Source organism: Gammaproteobacteria bacterium (ex Lamellibrachia satsuma) (assembly GCA_019623805.1).
GTDB lineage: Bacteria > Pseudomonadota > Gammaproteobacteria > Chromatiales > Chromatiaceae > QGON01.
On record CP053680.1, the window covers coordinates 1787894 to 1808903 of the forward strand.

A 21010-nucleotide genomic window follows, 5' to 3' on the forward strand; every position below is an offset into this window, starting at 1 on the left:
TCATCTACGCCGTTGCACTTCGCAACCTTCTGGGACATCTGCGCCGCACCATGCTCACGGTTGGCGCCATCGCGGTAGGACTCAGTGCATTGATCTTCCTCTGGAGTTTCAATGACGGCTTGCACCGCAACATGCTGCAGAACTTTCAGGACGCAATCATCGGCAGCATCCAGATCCATCACGAGGGTTTTTTCGAACGACCGGAACTCTCCCGCCATCTTAGAAACCCCGACAAGATCATCACGACTGTTGAACAGGCTGGCGTCAAGCGTTGGAGCCGACGTCTCGAAGCCTTCGCCCTGGCCGCCTCCGATGAAACCACTGAAGGCGTCATGCTGATCGGCATGGAAGCAGACAGAGCGCCTGCCATCACCGATCTTGAGAAACGCATCTCCATCGGGCGTTTCCTGCGGGAAGACGATGCGTACGCCTGCATCCTCGGAGCCACAACCGCCCGCAACCTCAAACTTGGTCTCGGCGACCCTGTCGTGATGATTGGTTATGATCGTTTTGGCGCACTTGTGGCCGAAGAGTTCACACTGGTCGGCATCATCACCAGCGGCGAGATGGGGCTGGATCGGGGCATGGCCCTGACCAATATCAAATCCCTGCAGGAGATGCTCGATATGCCTGACGGAGTGACTGATATAGTGCTGCGCACCCCGGAAGAGAGGATTCAACAACTGACGGATGAATTGATTTTTGCGCTGTCGGATGAGAATGTCGAGGTCATGCCATGGAGCACCATGTTTCCCGTCATGAATGAGTGGATCATACTGCACGACGGCTTTCTCTACCTTTTTCTCGCTGTCGTACTCTTCATCGTTTTAGCCGGCGAACTCAATACAATGCTGCTCTCGATGCTGGAACGCACCCGTGAATTCGGCATCTTTATGGCCATTGGAACCGAGCGGTATGAAATAGGCTTAATGCTTGTATTTGAAGCCTTGTTTATTGGTCTTGCCGGTACACTTTTAGGAATTGTCTTTGGTACCGGCATCGTTCTCGTGACGCACTCAACCGGTATCGATCTATCCATTCTGTTGGGTTCCACCTCACGGTTTTACGTCGACTCACTGGTCTATCCTCATCTCAATCTCGACCATCTGGGCACTACTGTGGGGGCAATCCTGATCGCCTCGATCATTGCCGGTCTCTATCCAGCCTGGAAGGCCAGTCGCCTGCAACCGGTTGAGGCGATGCGAAATGTCTAATGCCAAGCGCCTCTCACTGACAGCCTATCTCTCACTGGCCTTGCGAAACCTGCTACGGAACCCGCGCCGTACCGGCATCACACTGGCAACCATGATTTTCGGTATCGCCACACTGACCCTGCTCAGTGCCCTCAATGATGGCTGGCTGGAGCAGATGAGGGACAACTTTATTCTCAGTTTCACCGGGCATGTGCAGATACATGCCAGCGGATTCGAGTCTTCACAGAACCTCAATGACCATATCAAAGCGCCCGGAAAGATAATCCTGCTGCTCCAGGACTCCCCGGAGATCCAGGGCTGGACACAGCGCATTCGCACCTCCGGGCTGGTCTCTCTTGGAGGCAGCAGTGCCGGCGTCCAGATCATGGCCACCGACCCTGAACAGGAGACTTGGGTAACACATATGCACCGGGGGCTTAAACAGGGCCGCTGGCTCAATCCCGGCACTTCCCACGACCTCCTGCTTGGTATAACTGTCGCCCAGAACATAGGCGCTGAGATCGGCGACAGGATCGTGCTCATGGCGCAACGCCCCAACGGCGAGATGGTCTCCGAGATTTTTTTTCTGCGCGGTATTCTCGAGACCGGCGCACCTCAGATTGACCGTACGCTGGCACTGATACCCCTGAATGCCGCGCAGGCCTGGTTCGAGATGGGAGAATCCGTCACCGACATCGTCATAAGAGCCAGCAGCCATGAAAACACTGCCGGCCTTCAGCATCACTTCAATCAGGAACTCCGCGGTGATGGTTATGAAATTCTCGCCTGGCAGGATCTCGACCCGATGGTTCGCCAATGGCTGGAATTCAGCGATGCCTATGGCCTTATCATCATACTTGTTGTCGTGGCACTGGTACTCACCGAGATCCTTAATACCATGTTGATCTCCCTGCATGAGCGACAGAAAGAGCTTGGCATAATGATCGCAATCGGCACCCGAAAGTCGCAGATATTCTTTATGCTGCTGATTGAAGCCGTGATGCTGATCCTGCTCGGCGGTGCCTTGGGCTACGGGGTGGGTGGACTACTTGTTTTGCACCTTTCCGATGGCGGCATTGATCTCTCCTACTTCGCCAATGCCTTCAAGTTCTTCTACATGGATCCTGTCATACTGCCGCTGCTGACCCTTGATTCAGCCACACGGATACTCGGCACCACCTTGGTCGCTGCCCTGATCGCTGGTCTCTATCCGGCCTGGAGGGCAACAAAAATTGAAATCAGCCAATCCCTGCGAACCTTCTGACCATGATTCAGCCAGATAACAGTTCAGCTATCATCACCGTCAAGAAGCTGCATAAATGCTATTGGGTCGGCAGCATGCCTTTCCCTGCGCTCAACGGCGCCAACCTTTCAATAGACAGGGGAGAGTTTGCTGTTCTCGCCGGCCGCTCGGGCTCCGGAAAAAGCACGTTGCTGAACGTCATTGGCGCACTTGAATCTGCCGATAACGGCGAAGTCATCGTCAATGGCGAAAATATTCTCGGCATGAATCACACCGAGCGCACCCTCTTTCGACTGCATAATATCGGTTTTGTTTTTCAATCATACAACCTGATCAGGGTGCTAAGTGCCAGAGAGAACATCGCCTATGTCTGCCAACTACAGGGAATGGATAAAAAAGAGAGTGAAGGGATCGCAGATCACTGGCTGAATGAAGTGGATATGGGACATCTCGGTTACCGCAGACCTGACCAGCTCTCCGGCGGCCAACAGCAGCGAGTCGCCGTAGCCAGGGCATTGGCAACCAATCCAAAGATCGTGCTGGCTGACGAGCCCACTGCAAACCTCGATACACTGACAGGTCAGCGACTGATGTGCCTGCTACAGCAGCTCAACGATAAATTCGGCACCACCTTTCTGATCTCATCCCATGACCCCGATGTCAAAAATGCTGCCAGCCGTCTCATCAAACTCGCCGATGGTCAGGTGGTGCGCAATTGGGAAAAGATCCCCCCTACCCCACCGCCAATCAGTAAGGCCTGTCCCATAAAGAATCTGCCCTTGGCCGAAAAAGTACGGCAGTTCCTGCGCAACAAGCGCAAAGGGCCTTCAAAAACAGACAAAAAGGGACCGACGCCACGCCGTTCATAAAAAAACCGATGGCGCATACACGGAAACAAAAAAGCCGGCCCTGAATCGGGCCGGCTTTCACTTGCAGTCTGCAATACGCAAACACCCGATCCGCTGCGCTTAATCAAGCCTACAGCGGATCGAGAGTCATCTGTTCAATGGCTAATTATCCCCAAACACAAACTTCGGTTTGAGCCACTTCACCATCAGCGGTAGCAGCAACAGCGCCGTCACCACGTCGATCAGAAGCGCCTCACTGATGTAGACACCCAATCCCCAGGTGTTTGCCAGATCGGTATTCAGCAACGGAATGAAACAGCCCAGCAATACCAGCACGGAGATAATAACCGCAGATCCGGTCGTGTTCAGGGTGTTCTCCAGAGACTTTGTCCAGTCCCCGGCAGTGGCCTGCATCTCCTCACGAAGCCTTGAGATCATATAGATACCGTAATCGATACCCAGTCCCATCGCGATACTCAAAGCAACTTGCAGATGGAAGGCGAGATTACCGGACCAGTTCTTCACACTGGTGAAGTAGCCTCCAAGACCGTACTGGGCATACAGGGTGATGAACAGCAACACGACCAGGATTACCGAAACCGTCACCGAACGGAATATCAGTGCCGCAATGACGAAGATTGCCGCCGCCGTCAGCATGGGACCGGATAGCCAGTTGGCAACCGCCACTTCCCGGGTTGCTTCGGTCGCGCCAAGGAAACCGCCAACCGCAGGCCTGATGTAATCGGGACCCTCAACAGACAGCTCATTGGTATCACTCGACAGGTCATCTACCGGGCCCGAGCGCAGACCAAAATTGACCTTACTGAAACCGGGATCATTCTTGTGTTCCTCGATATACTGCTGAATGTCCATGGTGACCTTATGGGTCTCTTTCGGATCCATGGTGTTGACAAACCCCATCACCACCCCGTCGTTCCAATCCCGGGTGACGAAAGAGTCCATATCGCCATCGTCGGTCATGGTCTCCAGCAAGCCATTGAACAGCTGCACGATATCGTCACCGCTACGATCATCTTCCGGGTCGATAGAACGAAGTTTGGCGGAGGTCGGGATGTAGAGGTCCTTGATGTCCGGCTTGGTACCCGGCTCTGCGGTCAACAGCATGTTGACGAGACGAATGTACTGCGCGTAGGAGCCGGTGAAACCGATAAACTCATGGGCGCGCATCCACTCTTCCATCGCCTCGATATCCGCCAGCACATCAGCCTGGTTGAAGATACCCTGTGCCCCGCAGGGATCAGGGTCCCAACACCCAAGTTTTTCCTTGTACTTGTCGCACTGTACCAGGCGTTCGCCCATATCCTCGATATCGAAGAGTTCTTCGGGAAAGGGTTCGTCGACACAGGATTCCGCCACCGGCTCCTTGCCGCGAATCGGCACGGTCACGGAGATGACGCCGGGCATAATCTCATTCAGACGTTCCAGCTGCTGAATGGTGATCGACTGCTCCTTGAACGCAGCCCGGGAGTAGTTGATACCCTTCTCCACACCAGGCATCAGATCGTCGGAAGTGCCGTTTAGAATACCGCTATAGTAGGTCGACACACCTATGATCACCGCGACAAAACCAATCGGCAGCCATTTGCCCGGCCCTGCCAGCAGACCAGAGATGAAACTCCCCACCTTGGTCTCCCACCCCCTTTCAAGTTCGGCCTCTTCCCTACTCGCTTCCGCCGTATTACAGGGAACGCTGACCATCAACAACGGAATCAACGTAGTGGTTGTGAACAGCAGGGTAAGCATGCCGAACATGCCGAAATAGGCGTAGGCCTTGTAGAATGAGATATCCACCGTTGCCAGAGTGGCAAAACCCACCATATCGGTCACGATTGAGAGCGTGGCCGGCACGATAGTGTGGGAGATGGAAATTCTGGCGGCGGTCTCACACCCAACCCCCTTCGCCTGCTCCTGCATAAATCGGCGGGTCACCTGAACCGAGTGCCCTATTCCGATCGCCAACAACAGCATCGGGGTCAGCACCATCATGGTCGTCAGCTTGAATGCAGTAAAACCCATCAGACCGAGGGTCAAAATGATGGTCGCGCCCACGCCCAGCATCGGAAAAAGCGCCCCGCGCCAGTTGCGGAACTCAAACCAGAGCGCCGCAACCACGATCGCCAACGAGATGACGAAGAGCCACCATTTGTTGACAAGATCCGCAAGCATCCAGGCCAGAAAGTAGGGTTCACCCGCTACCAGCAATTCATAGCGGTCATCCGCACCATGCTCATCCATCATGGCCCGTACTTCACGCACCCAGGGCAGGTAGATCTCTTTTACGTCATCAGTGTAGTCACCGATGATATAGAGTGATTTGGCGACACAGTTTTTTGTATAACGATCTTCGAATTCACATTTATTGCCATCCGCATCTTCAAATCCCACCAGCATCGGACCCATTACAGGGTTGGTCTCGATACCCTCTTTAAGAAAGGCGAGCTGTTCTTTTGCCGTTGCAGGATCACTGCTGATGCCTTCGGTGGGAATCAGCCGTTTGAAAACGAGCCCATTTTCATCCGCGCCCATGAACTTGATCTTCTTCGCCGCGATATCGATGAAGTTGGAGGGTCGGGAGGTCTCCAGGGAGACCAGTATTTCATGGATCTCCTGTACCTTGTTGACGAACCAGCCCTGGTAGACATCACCCTCTTTGATCCGCAGCGTGGCAACCATCAGGTTACCCATGCCGTAGTTATGCTCCGCATAGAGGTTGGTGGCGACATAGCGGTTACTGGGCGGTAACAGCGTATCAGGATCGTTACGCATATCCAGATTCTTGACCTGTAATGCAGTAATGACCGTCATTATCAACAACAGAAACATCAGCGGTTTGCGGTGACGGACTACAAACGCCGCATAACGTTCGGCCAATGTATTATTTGATTTGTTATTGGTTGCAGCATCGCTCATAGCGAAGACCTCTACCGGAAGGGTAAAAATGAAAAGGCAGACAGCGGTGTCTACCGCTGCCTGCCTTAGTTTAGATCAAAATACAGATCTCATAGGAAACTTATTCGAAGATCCACTTGAGTCCCAGCTGTACATTTGATGAGTCGGCGAACTGACCGAAGGTCGTATTCTCTTCACCCCAATAGTTGTTCCACTCGAAGGCGCCGATGATCTCGTCGGTGAAGCTGTACTCCACATCGAAACGATTCCACCAGCCGCCGTCCTCTTCGAACATAACGATGTTGTTCCAGCGGTGCTCCTGGGAACCACCGAAGGGCTTGGAGAAGAAGAGCGAATAGAACTCCTTGAACTCATGCGCCTTGTATAGGCCGTTGCTCATGTGCATGGTGGCCATTTCACCGGTGTAAGTAGAGCAGTCGTAGCTGTTGCCTGCCTGCGTGGTACAGGTCCGACTATCATCGATAAAGTCCATGTTCCAGAACTGGATGAACTGGGCGCTCACCAGCATGTTGGTCGCTACAGTGATATCCGCGCCCAGCACATACTTGAACATATCCGCCTCTTGCATGCGCAGCGAACTGGTGAGATCGCCAATACCCAGCAGGCGCTTGTCAACCACAGGCTGCATCTCATCCTTGTTGTAGAGGGCCTCAGCACGAAACACGATGGAACCAAGCGCTGCGGTGTCCAGTGCATAGTCAAGGGAACCACCAAGACTGTGGATACGATTCAGCCTCTCCGTCATCACCATCTCCACCGTATGGGTGTTGGTGTTGGCTGCAAAGGTGGTTGGATCGATCGCACCATAGTACTCTCCCGCAGCGTTATGCAACAGGATGGATACCGAATTTGAACCATCCGGTGCAAAAGAGTTGGGGATCTGATCCGCAGTCAGATCGGTTGCCGGGTTGGGCGCCATTGCACCGCCTCCGATGTCCATCGACTGGGCGCGCTGCACAGTCAAAGTCTCCTTGGTGACCGCATCACGCCAGCTCATATCCACAAAGGGGTTGGCGTCATAATGATAGAAGTAGTTGAAGGAGAAGTTTAAGCCACCATCCGTACTGCCCTTATAACGAGTACCAAAGTTGGCATCCGCTGTGTCCGGATAGTCGCGCTCGTAGACTGCACCGGCGCTGCTGCCGGCCATGCCCGCCCCGGCAAAGGAGTTGAAGGTGGCGAAAGTGGCATTGCCCATATACTCGAAGGCGGAGGCGGCCTCAGTTACGCTCCAATTCACATCAGACGGTGCCGATCCGGTGACACTGGTCACATTGGTAACCCAGAAGTTGCCATTGGGATCAATGGCTACAGTCGGATCGCTCAGACCAAACTGGGCGATCTGGTTGAGCAGAATGCTACCTGGCGCGCCAGCGCCAATCGGATCGGGGTTGCTGGCAAAACCGTCCACGCTCAAGCCGGCGAAACCCACCAGACCGCTCGGAATCGGGGTGCCGCCGGTCAACATGCCGGCTTGTGCCGCATTGTTGAAGCTCTGTGCCACCGCTGCCAGGCGCGGGGTAACATTAAGAAAACCATTGACGCCGCCGGAAATGGAGTCAACGCCTTTCATCAGAAATGGCTGCTCGGGATCACCGGATGCATTCAACCCCGGGATCTTGTTCTGCTCCACCTGTGAAACGATGAACTGGATATTGCCGCTCTCACCAATATTCTTTTCCGCATTGATCATCCAAATTGGTATGCGTGCATCTTCCATTGCGTTCTGGTTGAGCTCACGATAGTCGGTGGGGTTGATGATATCGAGCAGCTTGATACCGTCTGCTGTTCCCCAAACCACCTGCTGTTTACCAAGACGGAAGTCCCAGCCAAATGCGGTGGTATCGAGATAGAGCTCCCGAAACCAGTCGTTCTGGGTATAGTTCTCGTGACCTTTGTAGTCGTCGACACCTTCGGTGTCATAGATCAGGTTCAGCTCGCCGTGCCATGAACTCTCTTCACCAATATCGCCATTGAAGAAGATGCGCGCGGAGTTCTCAAACTTCAACAGGTCGCCGGCATTGTGTTCTGCGGTGTCCAGCATGGTCTTGGCTTGACCGGTCCGCTGACCCGACTTGGAAAAAACTGCAGTTTCATTTTTCAGATAACCACTGACTTCGACTTCAGCCAGTGCGGCACCAGGCAGCAGCATGGCAGCCAGCATGGACCGATAGAACACGGAGCGCTTATACATATTTCCTCCCAAAATCTTGCAGGTAGCCAGCAGCAGGATCCCCATAGTGTGCCGACTAATTTTTTGATGCGGGCCGCCTCTGTTGGGCGGCCCGTCTTTGTATTTGTGGCAGAAACACCGTCTTCGGCGCTTCTGCCTCAGTCATTAACGCTTGATCTTACGCAGCGTCTTCTCCGACCATTTACTTTGCTTCCAATTCTGGTTGAATTTCACAACCTCATCGGGAATCACCGCCCAAGTCTCATGGCCGGAAGCGAAAGTCTTGCCGTACCAGTAGGCCCAGGACTGGGCACGCGGGTCATCCTGACCAAGGCTGACCCAGTTGCGATCGATCACCTTGATCTTCTCGCCACCCTTGAAGAATTCGGTACGGTAGTCGGCAAAGGTCTTGGTATCGACGTAACTAACACGATGGTCGTACCACCAGTTTTGCTTCTTGGTAGTGCTCTTCAGCTTGTAGACCTCTTTGCCTTTATGCCCGCAAGCGGCATCCGGCGGATTTTTCAGATTCTTGACCTTCACATCGGCAATGGCTCCCAAGCAATCATTGAACGTTTCGGTCCCCAGCAGTTCGTGGCTCTCATGCTTCGGCTTGCGCAGGGTGACATCACCAAAGGTGAAGTCGGTGCCGCCCCAGGCATCATCGTGGGCCGGCTCGGCAAAACGGCGGATCTTGCGCAGCGCAGGCAACCAGATGGCGTAGGCCTGGCTCTTGTTTTCATCGGTGTAGTCAGTGATCAACATACCGGTGCCTCTCAACTTACCGGAGCGGAAGATCGCCAGATCCATCGCGTTAATCGCGCCATCGCCATAATCGTTGTTCAGATACCGCTCCAGTGCAATGGTGGTCGGCTTCTTGCCTTTCGACTTGTTGACCAGCACGGTTAACGTTCTACCCTTCTTGGTGATGCCGTAGTTCTTCAGCGCATAGAAGTGGTTGACGAAGTAGACCTGATCAGCGATGGCGTTGGCATCCGGTGTGCCTGTAGGCATGGGGAGAGTCTTGGATACGCCGGCAAAAGCCTCGGCGGACAAAAGTACCGGAACGACCGCGATTGCGGCGACAAGCTTGCGCAGTTGCATTAATGCATCCTCCTGTTGGACGGCCTCCAAACTGAAAACCGCCTGAGTATTATTGAGTTAGCCACTTCTAATCGAGGGCTATTTATACCGTTACGCCGCATTAGACATGAATGAATACGCTCCATGCAATAAGGGATTACCTTAACTCCCATAGAATTTGAAGCCACACCGTATCGTAAATACGACAGTGCGTTGTTTTGGATGGCTAAGAAGCACCGGAGTCAAACCGGACAGAGCGGTGGGCAATGAGCATAGAGGATGGCGGTTTGATTTCAACCCCGACCGGACTGCAACCTCAACCCAACTCGGCAAGCAGTCGCTCCATCATTCCGCTTGCCTGCCCCAGGTACCCGCCACCAAAAAGATTCAGGTGATTGAGGATATGATAAAGATTGTAGAGCGTCTTGCGGGTAGAGTAACCCGAATCCAAGGGCCAGGCCTCATGGTAAGCTGCATAGAAGTCACCGCCGAAACCACCGAACAGCTCAGTCATCGCCAGATCCGCTTCACGGTCTCCAAAATAGACCGCCGGATCGAAGATAACCGGATTCCCCTGCAGATCGTAGGCTAAATTCCCCCCCCAAAGATCTCCATGCAGCAGGGATGCCTTGGGACTGTGGTCGAGCAACGCAGGACACGCCGACAGAAGCCGTTCCCCCATGCGCTGTAGTGCCCCGCCGTAGCCATTGCGCCCGGCAAGCTCAAGCTGGAACCCGAGGCGCCGGCGCTGCCAGAAGAGCGGCCAGCTTTCGTCTGGTGTGTTCGACTGAAACGTTGAACCGATAGTGTTGTCCCGCCACCAGCCAAACTCAGGCTGTACAGTCCGGTGCATCTCCGCCAACTGACGCCCGGCCAATACAGCGCCCTCAGAAGCACTGGACCCCAACTCCAGATACTCCATGGCAAGGTAGGCCTGACCATCGACCACACCGGAACAGTAGGGTTGTGGAATGCGAACGGTGCCGGTGGCCGCCATCTCATCCAGCCCTGCCGACTCGGCCTCGAACATGTCGAGTAGTGCCGCACGATTGAACTTCACGAAAACCGTACGTTCGGCATCCTGGAGTTTAACTGCGGAGTTGATACATCCTCCGCCGACGGAACGTGGGGTGGCCGGACAGAAAGGCTCACCGATGGACTCGCCGATATGATCAACAATGGACTGCCAGTTGGGCATCAGGGCTGCCGATCCAGCCAGCGTTTGACCTTCTGTTCCGCTTGCGGGTCATGTTTTAGCTTTTGCCATCGCTGCCGCAACTTACGTTTCTTTTCCAGCGGCAGGTTTTTGAACCACTCCCGGCGTTTGCGCAGCTTTTTTTTCTGCTCCGGACTCAGCTTTTGGAACAACTCATATTTGTTGGTCAGCTGCTGCTTCTCTCCCTCGGACAACATTTTCCAGCGTGCCAGGTTTTTCCTCGCCTTCGCCTTCTGTTCAGGCGTCATCTTGTGCCAGCGGTTAGCGCCTTTGCGCAACAGATTCTTTTTCTCTTCCGGCAGCGCCTCCCAATTCGGCTCCACCGCTTTCAGCAGCCTCTGCTCTTTAGGCGACAGATCTTCCCAATCTACACCTTCAGCCAGCAGCGGCCCAGCCAACAGAGAGAGGCAGCAAAACAACACCACGAGACTAAAGCGTCCCTTCATCTTCGCTCCCCCTCCGGCGGCTGTGCGCCCTCCGGCATAAACAGCTCCATCTCCGGCGATGATTCCAGCAACTCCACCGGATCCACCAATTCGCCGCCTTCCTGCTCCCCCCATGCAGCCAGGTACTCCAACATCTCCATGGACAACGCCTCTTCCGCCACGGCGCTCTGTGTCAGGATTCCAAAGCAGATGAGTGCCATCGGCATACGCCTTTTCGAATTCATGCAGAACCATCCGTTGCACCCGCCTCCAGCCAACGATAGAAATCCAGGTTCTCATAGAGCTCTATCTCATCCTCCGCGGCAATGATCTCCATGACAGGCAAAATATCCGGAGAGATACCATCACCCGACCACTGCATGAACAACACGGAAACGACCAAAAGCATCGCCAAGCCGCCAGCAGGCACCCAAGATGTGCCATTGACCCCGCCATCCACACCGGCAAAGGCCAAACCCCGACTCCACAGCGTGCGTCTCTGCAGCTGGGCCTCCTGCACCGCATTGGCTCGTATCTGCCGCAGACGGGAGAGCGTGTCTCCATCGAGCGTCTCCATCTGCTCATCGAGCCTGGATTTCGCCCAGTCTGAAAATGCCTTGTCCTGCTCTCTGTTCATGGCCAATGATCTTTCAGTTTTTTTCGTAACGCCTGCATGGCGCGGGAAAGATGGGTCTTGACACTGCCTGCGGAACAACCCATCGCTGCCGCAGTCTGCGCAACATCAAGGCCCTCAAGGGTGCGCAGAATAAATGCCTGCTGCTGCCTTAGCGGCAGGGCTTCAACCGCCTCTATCAAGGCATCCCCCACATCGCTGCTTTCCAGTGTACGGGCTGGATCCGGCATCGCCGGGTCCGGTGCAATCTGGATCGGGTCTTCCCGCCGATCATCCGCCGCTTCGCCGCCGAACCAGACCCGCCAGCGGCTGCGGACTTTATGGCGGCGATACCAGTCGCGGATGCGATTCTGCATCACACGGTGAAACAGCGCCCCCCACTCCTCTTCCGGCCGTTTTCCATAGCCACGGACAAAGGCAAGCATGGCATCTTGCACCAGATCCAACGCTTCCTCTGGCTGCCCGGTTGCGGTCCGTGCCATGAGAAAAGCCCGACGTTCGACCCCGGCAAGAAATGCATCCAACGCCTGCTGATTTTGTTCCGTTCGGTCCCGCCTCAAAGCAGAGTCTCCACTCTGGCCTCCCCACGCTCACTTCACACTGTGATTATGCACGGACGTGGAAACCGCCACCAGAAGCCGCAGATGCCCTATCCCTATACCTTCTAACGCTTTAGCCAGAAAAGGGTTGACAACCTGCCAAAATAACCATCCCGCGCTGTCAAATAGATTTGCTTATTCACAACTAACTGTTTCTCTACAGAAATTTCCTCCCACTCGACACACTTTGCAAATAAGAAACAGATAATATTATGTAAGCCATTGTTTTACTTGTAATTTACAAAATAGTGTAAATATTGCACAGATTAACAAATCCCCACTACTTTCAAGGCCTGGAAGCAAACACCCGAAATTCCCCCACAGAGTTATCCACAGGTTCTGTGGAAAAACCTCGCAACCCCTAAAGTTCACCTCTAAGTCGGTGATTTTTCTGGCAGAGACTCAGTTTTTCATCTCGTTCAAAAAACTGATTTGGTTCATCCCCGGTAATTTTCGCAGTAAACGGTTAAACCCGACAGCCACCTAGTGTTAGAGTCCCGGCATGACGAGTCACCGCATTCTCCGCGTCGCCCTGCCGGGACCCCTGCGCACCTTGTTCGATTACCTTCCAACAGTGGAGATTGGGACAGATCTCACTCCCGGCATACGTCTCAAAGTGCCCTTTGGCCGAGGCAGCCGTTGCGGCATACTCTGGGATACCCCCTCCCACAGTGAAGTGGCAATCGACCGTCTGAAAGTGATTGAGACGGTCATCGACCAGGAGGCCCTGCTCCGCGCAGCGGACATCTCCCTGCTGCACTGGAGCGCAGACTACTATCAACACCCCCTTGGGGACGTGCTTTTCCATGCCCTGCCGGTCAAACTGCGCAAGTGCGCGTTACCCACCGGCAGCGGCCAAAAAGGATGGCGGCAGACGCAGGCGGGCCAGGCCGTCGAACCCGCCAGTCTAAAGCGCGCCCCGAGACAGCGGAGCCTCATGCAGGCCCTGTCGACCTCAAGAGAAGGACTCGCCACAAGCCACCTAGTACAACAGTGCGGAGACTGCAGTGCCGTACTGCGAACCTTGCGGCAAAAGGGCTGGATCGAACCCGTTTTGCTTGAGACCCAAGCTGCTGATCATCTGGACAAAGTCACACCCGCCAGCCTCACTCTGACAAAGACACAGAATGCGGTGATCGGGGAGGTCGTTTCCCACTTCGGCGGTTTTGCCCCCTTTCTGCTGGAAGGCGTTACCGGTAGCGGCAAAACCGAAGTCTACCTCTCGCTCATCGAGACGGCCCTGCAGCGTGGGGAGCAGGCTCTCGTACTGGTGCCTGAAATCGGCCTCACCCCGCAACTGATTCGCCGTTTCGAACGGCGACTCGGTGGCAATGTTTCACTACTCCACTCGGGCCTCGCGGATGGAGAACGTGAACGCAACTGGCTCTCAGTCCGCGATGGGACGGCCAGGGTGTTGGTGGGCACCCGCTCCGCCGTATTTACTCCCATGCCGGAATTGGGACTGATCATCGTCGACGAAGAGCACGATATCTCCTTCAAACAGCAGGAGGGGTTTCGTTACTCCGCCCGGGATCTCGCGGTGGTGCGGGCCAGTCGCGCAGGGTGTCCGGTGCTGCTCGGCTCTGCAACACCTTCCCTCGAAAGTCTGCGCAATGTGGAACTGCAACGTTACCGGCACATCGAACTGCCGGAACGGGTAGGAGGGGCCAGCCTGCCGAAGATGGACCTGCTGGATATCCGGAATGTCAGGCTCGATGGCGGACTATCCCCTGCACTGTTGAATAACATCGGCAAAACCCTGCAACGCGGAGAGCAGGCGATGCTCTTTCTCAACCGACGTGGATTTGCCCCGGTCATCACCTGCCACGCCTGCGGCTGGCTCTCGGACTGCCCCCGCTGTGATGCGCGTATGACCCTACACCTCAGCGGCAAACTGCTCTGGTGTCACCACTGTGGCTTTCAACGACGCCAACCGGCGCACTGCCCGGAATGCGGCAGCCCTGAACTGCGCCCGCTGGGACAAGGCACCGAGCGACTCGAAACCGCGCTACAGCAGCACTTTCCCGGTACGCCCATCGCCCGCATCGACCGGGACTCCACCCGGCGCAAGGGCAGCCTGGAACAATTGCTGAAAGGGATTCGTGCCGGACATTTTCCACTGCTCATCGGCACCCAGATGCTGGCCAAAGGTCACCACTTTCCTGACGTCACACTGGTGGGCATTATCGATATCGACCAGGGACTCTTCGGCACCGACTACCGCGCCCCGGAACGTATGGCGCAACTGCTCATGCAGGTGGCGGGCCGCGCCGGCCGGGCCGACAAACCGGGGCGGGTGCTGATCCAGACCCGCCATCCGGACCATCCACTACTGCACACCCTGATCAGCCGGGGCTACGGGGCCTTTGCGCAAGAGGCGTTAGCCGAACGGCGCCTGGCAGAACTTCCTCCCTTCAGCTACCAGGTGCTACTACGTGCGGAAGCGACAGGAAAAACCGATCCGAACGATTTTCTGGAGATGGCGGCAACTGCCGGGAAACAGATTCCCAGGGCTGACAAGCTGAGTTTCTGGGGACCCGTTCCTGCACCCATGGAACGACGAGCGGGCAAAGTACGCGCTCATCTGCTGATCCAGGCCAACGACCGCGGCAATCTGCAGCAGTGGCTCAGGCTGTGGATCGCCCAGCTGGAGAAACTGCCCAACGGGCGCAAGGTACGCTGGTCGGTGGATGTCGATCCTCAGGAGATGTTCTAGGGCCTGATAACCCTATTTGCCCGAGACAATCTCCCTCATCACACGTTCCAGGTTTTCATGGCGCACATCCACCCCTTTCACCAGAAAGACCATATAGCCTGCGATATTCTTGGCCTGCCCGCCGATACGTTCCAGCGCCCGCAGGCCAAGCACGATGTCCACCACATGGCCGACATTGCGCGCATCCTCCATGAGGAAGGTTGAGAGACGGCGCAGGGCGGAGCGAAACTCATCGTCCAGCTCCTCATCCTGGCGGATCACCCGAGCAGCCTTCTCCAGGTCCAGGCTTTCAAATGAGTCGATGGCGGTGACCAGCATCTCGTCCACGAACGAAGACATGAATATGATGTCGTGCAGCAGCTGGGCATTGGGCGGGCTGCCGTCATTGTCGAAAAAATGAATCGTCAAACCGGCGATCTTACGCGCATCAGGTCGATCTCCAATCAGCCGAACCGGCCGGTAATATAGTCTTCGGTCAGTTTGCGCCGTGGCTGGGTAAATATCTGATCGGTATCCCCCACCTCAATCAACTTGCCGAGATGGAAATAGGCGGTGCGCTGGCTGACCCATGCTGCCTGCTGCATGGAGTGGGTCACGATGGCGATGGTGAAGTTCTCCTTCAGCTCATCGATCAACGCCTCCACCTTGGCGGTGGCGATGGGATCCAGTGCTGAACAGGGCTCGTCCATCAGGACCACCTCCGGACCCACGGCGATCGCCCGCGCGATACAGAGACGCTGCTGCTGATCGCCGGGAAAGAGATCGCCAGGCAGACCAGCAGAGTGAAGATTGACCCGAACATAGCGCCCTTGATCCCGGCCAGCTCCGGCTCACGGGAGTCGCCTGCACTGAAAAGGTGGTATTGAAACGTTTTTCGATCCGTCCCGCCTCCTGCAGCTTGGCAAGCCAGGCAAGTTGATTGTCCTTGATGCGCCGGTCGGCCTGATCACCACTGCCATCGATATGCCCCTTGATGAACATATCCACATCGTCATCGGCGGGCACCCAGATCGATTGGCTCGTACCGACCAGTGCCGGGTCGGCCATCACCATTTCACGCAGCTGAAAAGCGGCACCGGTGCTGACCATGCTGTAGAGGCGTTTCTTCTCGCGGCGGTTTTTCACCTCCTGAAACATCTCGCGCAGGGTCGCTTTGACCAGCCCACCGTAATCGGCCGCAGAAAGCACCTCCGGATCGGTCTCACCAGCCTTGGCGATATATTCCGGATCAAACGTCACATCCTGTTGGACAAAGGTCTGCTGGAAGGCCGTATAGCCATTGAAAAAGATACTGACAAAAAGAAAAGAGACGAAAAGCAGGCCAAGCAGCACTGCCCCCAATCCCAATCGACGGAAGTTTCGCTCTTTTCGATAGCGCCGTTCGAGTCCTTTCTGGACCCGCGCCATAGTCTTTGCGTGTTCAGGACTATTCATACTGTTCCCGGTATTTGCGCACGATATGCAGTGCGATCATGTTCAACGCCAGCGTGACCACGAAGAGCACCAGGCAGAGAGCGAATGCCGCCGGGATTTGTCTCTTCATCGAAGCAAACTCCTTTAAGAATTTAATAGATACTTAAATAACTGGGAGCAGTATGACGAAGAGGTATGAAAATATTATTTCTCAAATATGATGAATAAGTGATTCTTTTAAGACAGAATTATTACAGCCAAAAATGGGGCAGTGCCATATCAGGATTGAGGAGAAAAACGGTAACCGACACCACGCACCGTCTGCACCATCATTTCCAACGAAAAAGGCTCCAATGCCTTGCGCAGGCGGCGGATATGCACATCGACTGTGCGCTCTTCAATATCAACATTGGTGCCCCAAACCCGATCGAGCAGCTGTGAGCGGGAGTAGACCCGCTCTCGATGTATCATGAAGAAATGCAGCAAACGAAACTCCGTGGGCCCCAGTTCAACGGTCTTACCCCGCACTGACACACGATGACTTACCGGATCGAGACAGAGTTCACTGCACTCAACCTTGTCCTCATTGAATTGCGGGGAGATACGCCGCAGCACGGATCGGGTTCGCGCCATTAGCTCGCGGGCGGAGAAAGGTTTGGTTACATAATCTTCGACACCGCTATCAAGACCTTTGACCTTATCATCGTCCTCACCTTTGGCGGTGAGCATAATGATCGGGATCGATGTGGTCTTTTGATCCGACTTCAGGCGGGAGGCCAAATCGATACCGCTCATGCCCGGCAGCATCCAGTCAAGCAGGATCAGATCCGGTCGCGAATGCCGTATCTGTCTTATGGCACCGGTAGCATCCTCCGCCACCACGGCATAAAACCCCTCCTGCTCCAGAACGAAACGAAGCATCTCCAGCACTGCGGGTTCGTCATCAACAGCTAATATCTTTGGGGCAACCATCTCAGGTTCCAGAAAATGAGTCAGAACCCAATTAAAGCGGGGATTTATTACACCACGATGACAATCTGACGGAATCCATGAAACCAGGCCAGGATTAAGGGCTGCCGCCAGATGACCCCTGCAAAAGGCCAACTGGCGCACAGACCAAATGTGAAAAAGGTCGTATTTTGCATGACTGGGAGGCTTCCCCCGTTGTTTCTGGAAGCTGCTCCCTAAATTTTCTGGCGGATCTGGCGTTAAATATGGACATCAACCCAGTTTTTTATAAAAGATGTGCAGTCATGTTAAACAATACTTTTTCCAAGACCTTCCTCACCACGCTACTGGTTCTCCTGCTTGCCGCCTGTGGCGGCGGTACTACCGACGAAGGAATAGATCAAACCGCCACCAAAACCACTTTTGTCGGTAGCGTGGGCGACGGCCCGGTAGTCAACGCTCAGGTCACACTGCGCAATGCTGCCGGCCAGGTACTGGCTACCACCAGCTCCGACTCCCTGGCAGATTACCACTTCTCTGTTGAGGTTCTGCCTGAAGATTACCCCCTCACAGTCGAAGCAACTGGCGGCACCGACCTGGTCACAGGAAGCGCACCTGAGTTCAATCTTCGCAGCACCATCCTGGCGCATGGAGAAACCAGGGCAAACATGACGCCTCACTCCAGCCTGATCGTGGCGTTGGCGGAAAAATTACCCGGCGGGCTCACTACTGCCAACATGCAGACTGCACAGAACACCGTCCTCACTCGATTCGCCTTCGGCCTGGACACACAGCAGGTCAACGATCTGCTGCACAACGAGATTAGGGAGAGCAATGTCGCCCAGATCATCAAGGCATCGGAAGCGATGGGAGAGTGGCTGCGCCGCACCCGCGATGCCATCCTCGATGCAGGCACAAATCCCGGTATCGATGTCGATGTGTTGATCGGCCACCTGTCGGATGATCTTGTCGACGGCCAACTGGATGGCAGCAACAGCCAACCTCATATCGCAGACATGGCCCAAGTCATCTCCGGTGCGGTACTGCTGGAGACCTTGATCAACCAACTTCAAGTCAACGGACTGGCTGTCACCCAGTTCATGGACAACGCCATTGCGACCATTCTGCCCGGCTCTCAGGCAGGCACTGATCAAGTGATTATCACCGGCGACCTGATACAGCAGACCCGCCTTGCGCTGGCAACAGCAGGCAATTTCGATCCTACAGCAACACTCGACGACATCGACAGCGATCTTGCTGCCCTCACTGCCGGCAGTGACGTCATCACCGTCCGTAACGGACTTCCTGCGGACAGCGCCACCCGCCTCGACAACGCCATCCAAAATGGACTGCAGGCAATCAACGATGGAGGCGGCACTACCAACCAGGCACCAGCGATCTCCGGATCACCTGCCGGTAATATTGCTGAAGGCTCGATCTACAGCTTTACACCCAACGCATCCGATGCGGACGGCGATGCGCTGGTCTTCAGTATCAGCAACCCGCCATCTTGGGCCAGTTTCAACACTGCGACTGGAAATCTATCCGGCACGCCCGGCACCGGCACGGCAGGCAGCTATGGCAATATCATCATCAGCGTGACCGACGGCGCGGAGAGTGCCTCACTGGCAGTTTTTTCCATCACCGTCAGCAAAACAAACCAGGCACCTGTCATCAGTGGGTCTCCTGCCAGTAGTGTCGCTGAAGGCTCGGCCTACAGCTTCACTCCCAGCGCCTCTGATCCGGACGGCGATAACCTGACCTTCAGTATCGTTAACAAGCCGGCCTGGGCCAGCTTCAACACTGCCAGCGGGCAGCTCTCCGGCACGCCTGGTACAGGCACGGCAGGCAGCTATAGCAATATCGGCATCTCTGTCTCCGACGGTGCCGAGCGCGCAACACTGAACGCCTTCCAGATCACTGTCACCGCACCCGAACCGGGCGGGGGTAACAACCTCTATGTCGACCCACTCATCGGCGCGTCAAGCTGCAACGATTACGATGTCGGCAGCCGCGCCTGCGGTACAGGTTCCGAAACGGCCTTTCGCAACCTAAGCGGGGCCGCCGCGGCCGCGGTCGCCGGTGAAACCGTTTTGATTCGTGAGGGTAACTACAATGAGGCGCTGATTCCTCAGAACTCCGGCACGCCCGACAACTACATAACCTATCGCAATTACGAATCCGAGCAGGCGACGATCACCGGTACCGACCTCACGCCGGCGATCAATATCTCCAATCGCCAGTATATTATTCTGCAGGGACTGCGAGTACACAATGTCCGACGCTGGATGTATGCCGTCAATGCCCATCACAATATCCTGCAACACAACACCTTCCAGCGTGCCCTGGATCCCAGCGGCAGCGCCAAAACCGGTCTCTTTTTCCAGGAGGCGACCTACAACAAGATCCTCAACAACACCATCGAAGACTCAAATGAGGACAATCTCGGTTTGATCAAATCGGATTACAACTTGGTCGAGGGCAATACCTTCATACGTGGCAGCCATGTGCTCTGGACAATCAAGTGCGGCAACTTCAACGTAATCCGCAACAACTATCTCCACAATGAGATCCAGAAGATCGGTGAGATCTACGACTGTGACGGCGTGGGTTTCGACCACGAGTTCACTGAACATGATGCGACCAAATACAACCTGGTCGAAGGCAACATCTTTGCCAAGGGCGAGTCCTACTACAGCCCCGCAAACGGCAATGGTATTCAGTACGCCGGGCAGAACGGCATCATTCGTCAAAACGTCTTCTATGAAATGAACGCTGGACTGAACTTGCAGCACTACAGTCCCGAGGCGCTTTACGTCAAGCACAACCGGGTCTACAACAACGTCTTCCACGATAACGCCTGTGGTGGCATCAGTACAATAGACAGGTCATATGGCAACTACGAGGACAACCTCTTCGTCAACAACATTCTCAATAAGAACCACGAGTGCGACGAACCCAACACCCCATACCAGCACGTCTATCGTGAAGGCATGTCGGGTTATCAGTTCGATAACAACAACTTTTTCTCCGGCAACCTGGGAGATGATGTGATCGGATACTGGGGCGGCTCCGGCATCACACTCGCCGAAGCGCAGCACAACAATCCGAACTTCTACGTCAACAACATAGAACAGGACCCTCAATTCGTGAACGAAGTCAACCGCGACTTTACCCTCGAATCCACAAGCCCGATGATCGATGCCGGACGTTTCCTCACCGCCACCGTGGGCAGCGGCAGCGGCACCACCCTGGTGGTCGATGATGCCGGATACTTCTACGACGGTTTCGGGATTGCCGGTGAGACCGGCGATGAGATCCAGTTACAGGGCAGCAACGAGACCGCCCGTATCGTTGAGATCAACTATGCCAACCACACCATCACCCTCGATCGTGCGTTGAGCTGGAATGCCGGTCAGGGCGTTGCCCTGAAATACAACGGTACAGCACCGGATATGGGGGGCATTTGAAAACCCTTAGTTTAATCGAACGTCCTTGCCCGATCCGCTACGCTTGACCGGACCTACAAAGCGATCCCCGCACATGTAGGCAGGTTCAAGCGCAGCGGAACCGGCGCGCAATTTAAAT

Annotated in this window: 15 protein-coding genes and 2 pseudogenes; 5 read left to right on the forward strand and 12 right to left on the reverse strand. The window is 55.1% G+C overall.

The window, feature by feature from the left end; genetic code table 11:
- Positions 1-50 precede the first annotated feature (50 nt).
- From HPY30_07595 to HPY30_07605, 3 genes are read left to right on the forward strand one after another with little or no spacing between them, the layout of a single operon-like run.
- The gene (locus HPY30_07595) at positions 51-1214 is read left to right on the forward strand and encodes an ABC transporter permease (protein QYZ67950.1); all 1164 of its coding nucleotides are present in this window, start codon (positions 51-53) and stop codon (positions 1212-1214) included.
- A complete protein-coding gene (locus HPY30_07600; GenBank protein ID QYZ65862.1) occupies positions 1207-2457 on the forward strand; it encodes an ABC transporter permease in 1251 nt (416 codons plus the stop codon). Before HPY30_07595 ends, HPY30_07600 begins: the two co-directional genes overlap by 8 nt.
- Before the next feature lie 5 nt (positions 2458-2462).
- Positions 2463-3305: an ABC transporter ATP-binding protein gene (locus HPY30_07605; protein QYZ67951.1), complete on the forward strand. Its 843-nt coding sequence runs from the start codon at positions 2463-2465 to the stop codon at positions 3303-3305.
- Between the two features lie 141 nt (positions 3306-3446).
- Here the strand turns inward: HPY30_07605 and HPY30_07610 are convergent, their stop codons facing one another.
- The 8 genes from HPY30_07610 to HPY30_07645 all read right to left on the reverse strand — a co-directional run bounded on the left by HPY30_07610 (position 3447) and on the right by HPY30_07645 (position 12306).
- Positions 3447-6215 (reverse strand): MMPL family transporter, encoded by a 2769-nt coding sequence (locus HPY30_07610; protein QYZ65863.1) that lies wholly within the window; start codon positions 6213-6215, stop codon positions 3447-3449.
- A gap of 100 nt (positions 6216-6315) precedes the next feature.
- A complete protein-coding gene (locus HPY30_07615) occupies positions 6316-8409 on the reverse strand; it encodes an RNA polymerase-associated protein rapA (GenBank protein ID QYZ65864.1) in 2094 nt (697 codons plus the stop codon).
- 144 nt (positions 8410-8553) lie between these two features.
- The gene (locus HPY30_07620) at positions 8554-9492 is read right to left on the reverse strand and encodes an outer membrane lipoprotein-sorting protein (GenBank protein ID QYZ65865.1); all 939 of its coding nucleotides are present in this window, start codon (positions 9490-9492) and stop codon (positions 8554-8556) included.
- A 295-nt stretch (positions 9493-9787) separates the two neighbouring features.
- A complete protein-coding gene (locus tag HPY30_07625) occupies positions 9788-10669 on the reverse strand; it encodes a fructosamine kinase family protein (GenBank protein ID QYZ65866.1) in 882 nt (293 codons plus the stop codon).
- A complete protein-coding gene (locus HPY30_07630) occupies positions 10669-11133 on the reverse strand; it encodes a DUF3106 domain-containing protein (GenBank protein ID QYZ65867.1) in 465 nt (154 codons plus the stop codon). Before HPY30_07630 ends, HPY30_07625 begins: the two co-directional genes overlap by 1 nt.
- Complete coding sequence (locus HPY30_07635) at positions 11130-11357, reverse strand: hypothetical protein (protein QYZ65868.1); 228 nt, start codon at positions 11355-11357, stop codon at positions 11130-11132. The genes HPY30_07630 and HPY30_07635 overlap by 4 nt, the downstream gene beginning before the upstream one ends.
- On the reverse strand, positions 11354-11749 hold the full coding sequence (locus HPY30_07640) for a DUF3619 family protein (GenBank protein ID QYZ65869.1): 396 nt from the start codon (positions 11747-11749) through the stop codon (positions 11354-11356). The genes HPY30_07635 and HPY30_07640 overlap by 4 nt, the downstream gene beginning before the upstream one ends.
- Entirely contained in the window at positions 11746-12306 is a 561-nt protein-coding gene (locus HPY30_07645; protein ID QYZ65870.1) for an RNA polymerase sigma factor, read from the reverse strand. Before HPY30_07645 ends, HPY30_07640 begins: the two co-directional genes overlap by 4 nt.
- A 541-nt stretch (positions 12307-12847) precedes the next feature.
- Between HPY30_07645 and HPY30_07650 the strand changes: the two genes are divergently transcribed.
- The gene (locus tag HPY30_07650) at positions 12848-15061 is read left to right on the forward strand and encodes a primosomal protein N' (protein QYZ65871.1); all 2214 of its coding nucleotides are present in this window, start codon (positions 12848-12850) and stop codon (positions 15059-15061) included.
- 12 nt (positions 15062-15073) lie between these two features.
- On the opposite strand, the gene HPY30_07655 is transcribed toward HPY30_07650, so the two are convergent.
- The 4 genes and pseudogenes from HPY30_07655 to phoB form a co-directional block, all read right to left on the reverse strand.
- Positions 15074-15469 carry a hypothetical protein gene (locus tag HPY30_07655; GenBank protein ID QYZ65872.1) on the reverse strand — a complete coding sequence of 132 codons (396 nt, stop codon included), beginning with the start codon at positions 15467-15469 and terminating at the stop codon, positions 15074-15076.
- A 35-nt stretch (positions 15470-15504) separates the two neighbouring features.
- A pseudogene (locus HPY30_07660) lies at positions 15505-15807 on the reverse strand (phosphate ABC transporter ATP-binding protein).
- Positions 15808-16487: 680 nt separating this feature from the next.
- A pseudogene (locus tag HPY30_07665) lies at positions 16488-16586 on the reverse strand (phosphate ABC transporter permease subunit PstC).
- Between the two features lie 167 nt (positions 16587-16753).
- The gene (gene phoB, locus HPY30_07670) at positions 16754-17446 is read right to left on the reverse strand and encodes a phosphate regulon transcriptional regulator PhoB (protein QYZ65873.1); all 693 of its coding nucleotides are present in this window, start codon (positions 17444-17446) and stop codon (positions 16754-16756) included.
- A 281-nt stretch (positions 17447-17727) separates the two neighbouring features.
- Between phoB and HPY30_07675 the strand changes: the two genes are divergently transcribed.
- The gene (locus tag HPY30_07675) at positions 17728-20892 is read left to right on the forward strand and encodes a hypothetical protein (GenBank protein ID QYZ65874.1); all 3165 of its coding nucleotides are present in this window, start codon (positions 17728-17730) and stop codon (positions 20890-20892) included.
- The last annotated feature ends 118 nt before the right edge of the window (positions 20893-21010 follow it).

Bases quoted from the DNA above. Each gene is read 5' to 3' on its own strand.
- HPY30_07595 (QYZ67950.1), top strand. From the start codon at position 51: ATGCTCACGGTTGGCGCCATCGCGGTAGGACTCAGTGCATTGATCTTC.
- HPY30_07600 (QYZ65862.1), top strand. From the start codon at position 1,207: ATGTCTAATGCCAAGCGCCTCTCACTGACAGCCTATCTCTCACTGGCC.
- HPY30_07610 (QYZ65863.1), bottom strand. From the start codon at position 6,215: ATGAGCGATGCTGCAACCAATAACAAATCAAATAATACATTGGCCGAA.
- HPY30_07615 (QYZ65864.1), bottom strand. From the start codon at position 8,409: ATGTATAAGCGCTCCGTGTTCTATCGGTCCATGCTGGCTGCCATGCTG.
- HPY30_07620 (QYZ65865.1), bottom strand. From the start codon at position 9,492: ATGCAACTGCGCAAGCTTGTCGCCGCAATCGCGGTCGTTCCGGTACTT.
- HPY30_07625 (QYZ65866.1), bottom strand. From the start codon at position 10,669: ATGCCCAACTGGCAGTCCATTGTTGATCATATCGGCGAGTCCATCGGT.
- HPY30_07630 (QYZ65867.1), bottom strand. From the start codon at position 11,133: ATGAAGGGACGCTTTAGTCTCGTGGTGTTGTTTTGCTGCCTCTCTCTG.
- HPY30_07635 (QYZ65868.1), bottom strand. From the start codon at position 11,357: ATGAATTCGAAAAGGCGTATGCCGATGGCACTCATCTGCTTTGGAATC.
- HPY30_07640 (QYZ65869.1), bottom strand. From the start codon at position 11,749: ATGAACAGAGAGCAGGACAAGGCATTTTCAGACTGGGCGAAATCCAGG.
- HPY30_07650 (QYZ65871.1), top strand. From the start codon at position 12,848: ATGACGAGTCACCGCATTCTCCGCGTCGCCCTGCCGGGACCCCTGCGC.
- phoB (QYZ65873.1), bottom strand. From the start codon at position 17,446: ATGGTTGCCCCAAAGATATTAGCTGTTGATGACGAACCCGCAGTGCTG.
- HPY30_07675 (QYZ65874.1), top strand. From the start codon at position 17,728: ATGTTAAACAATACTTTTTCCAAGACCTTCCTCACCACGCTACTGGTT.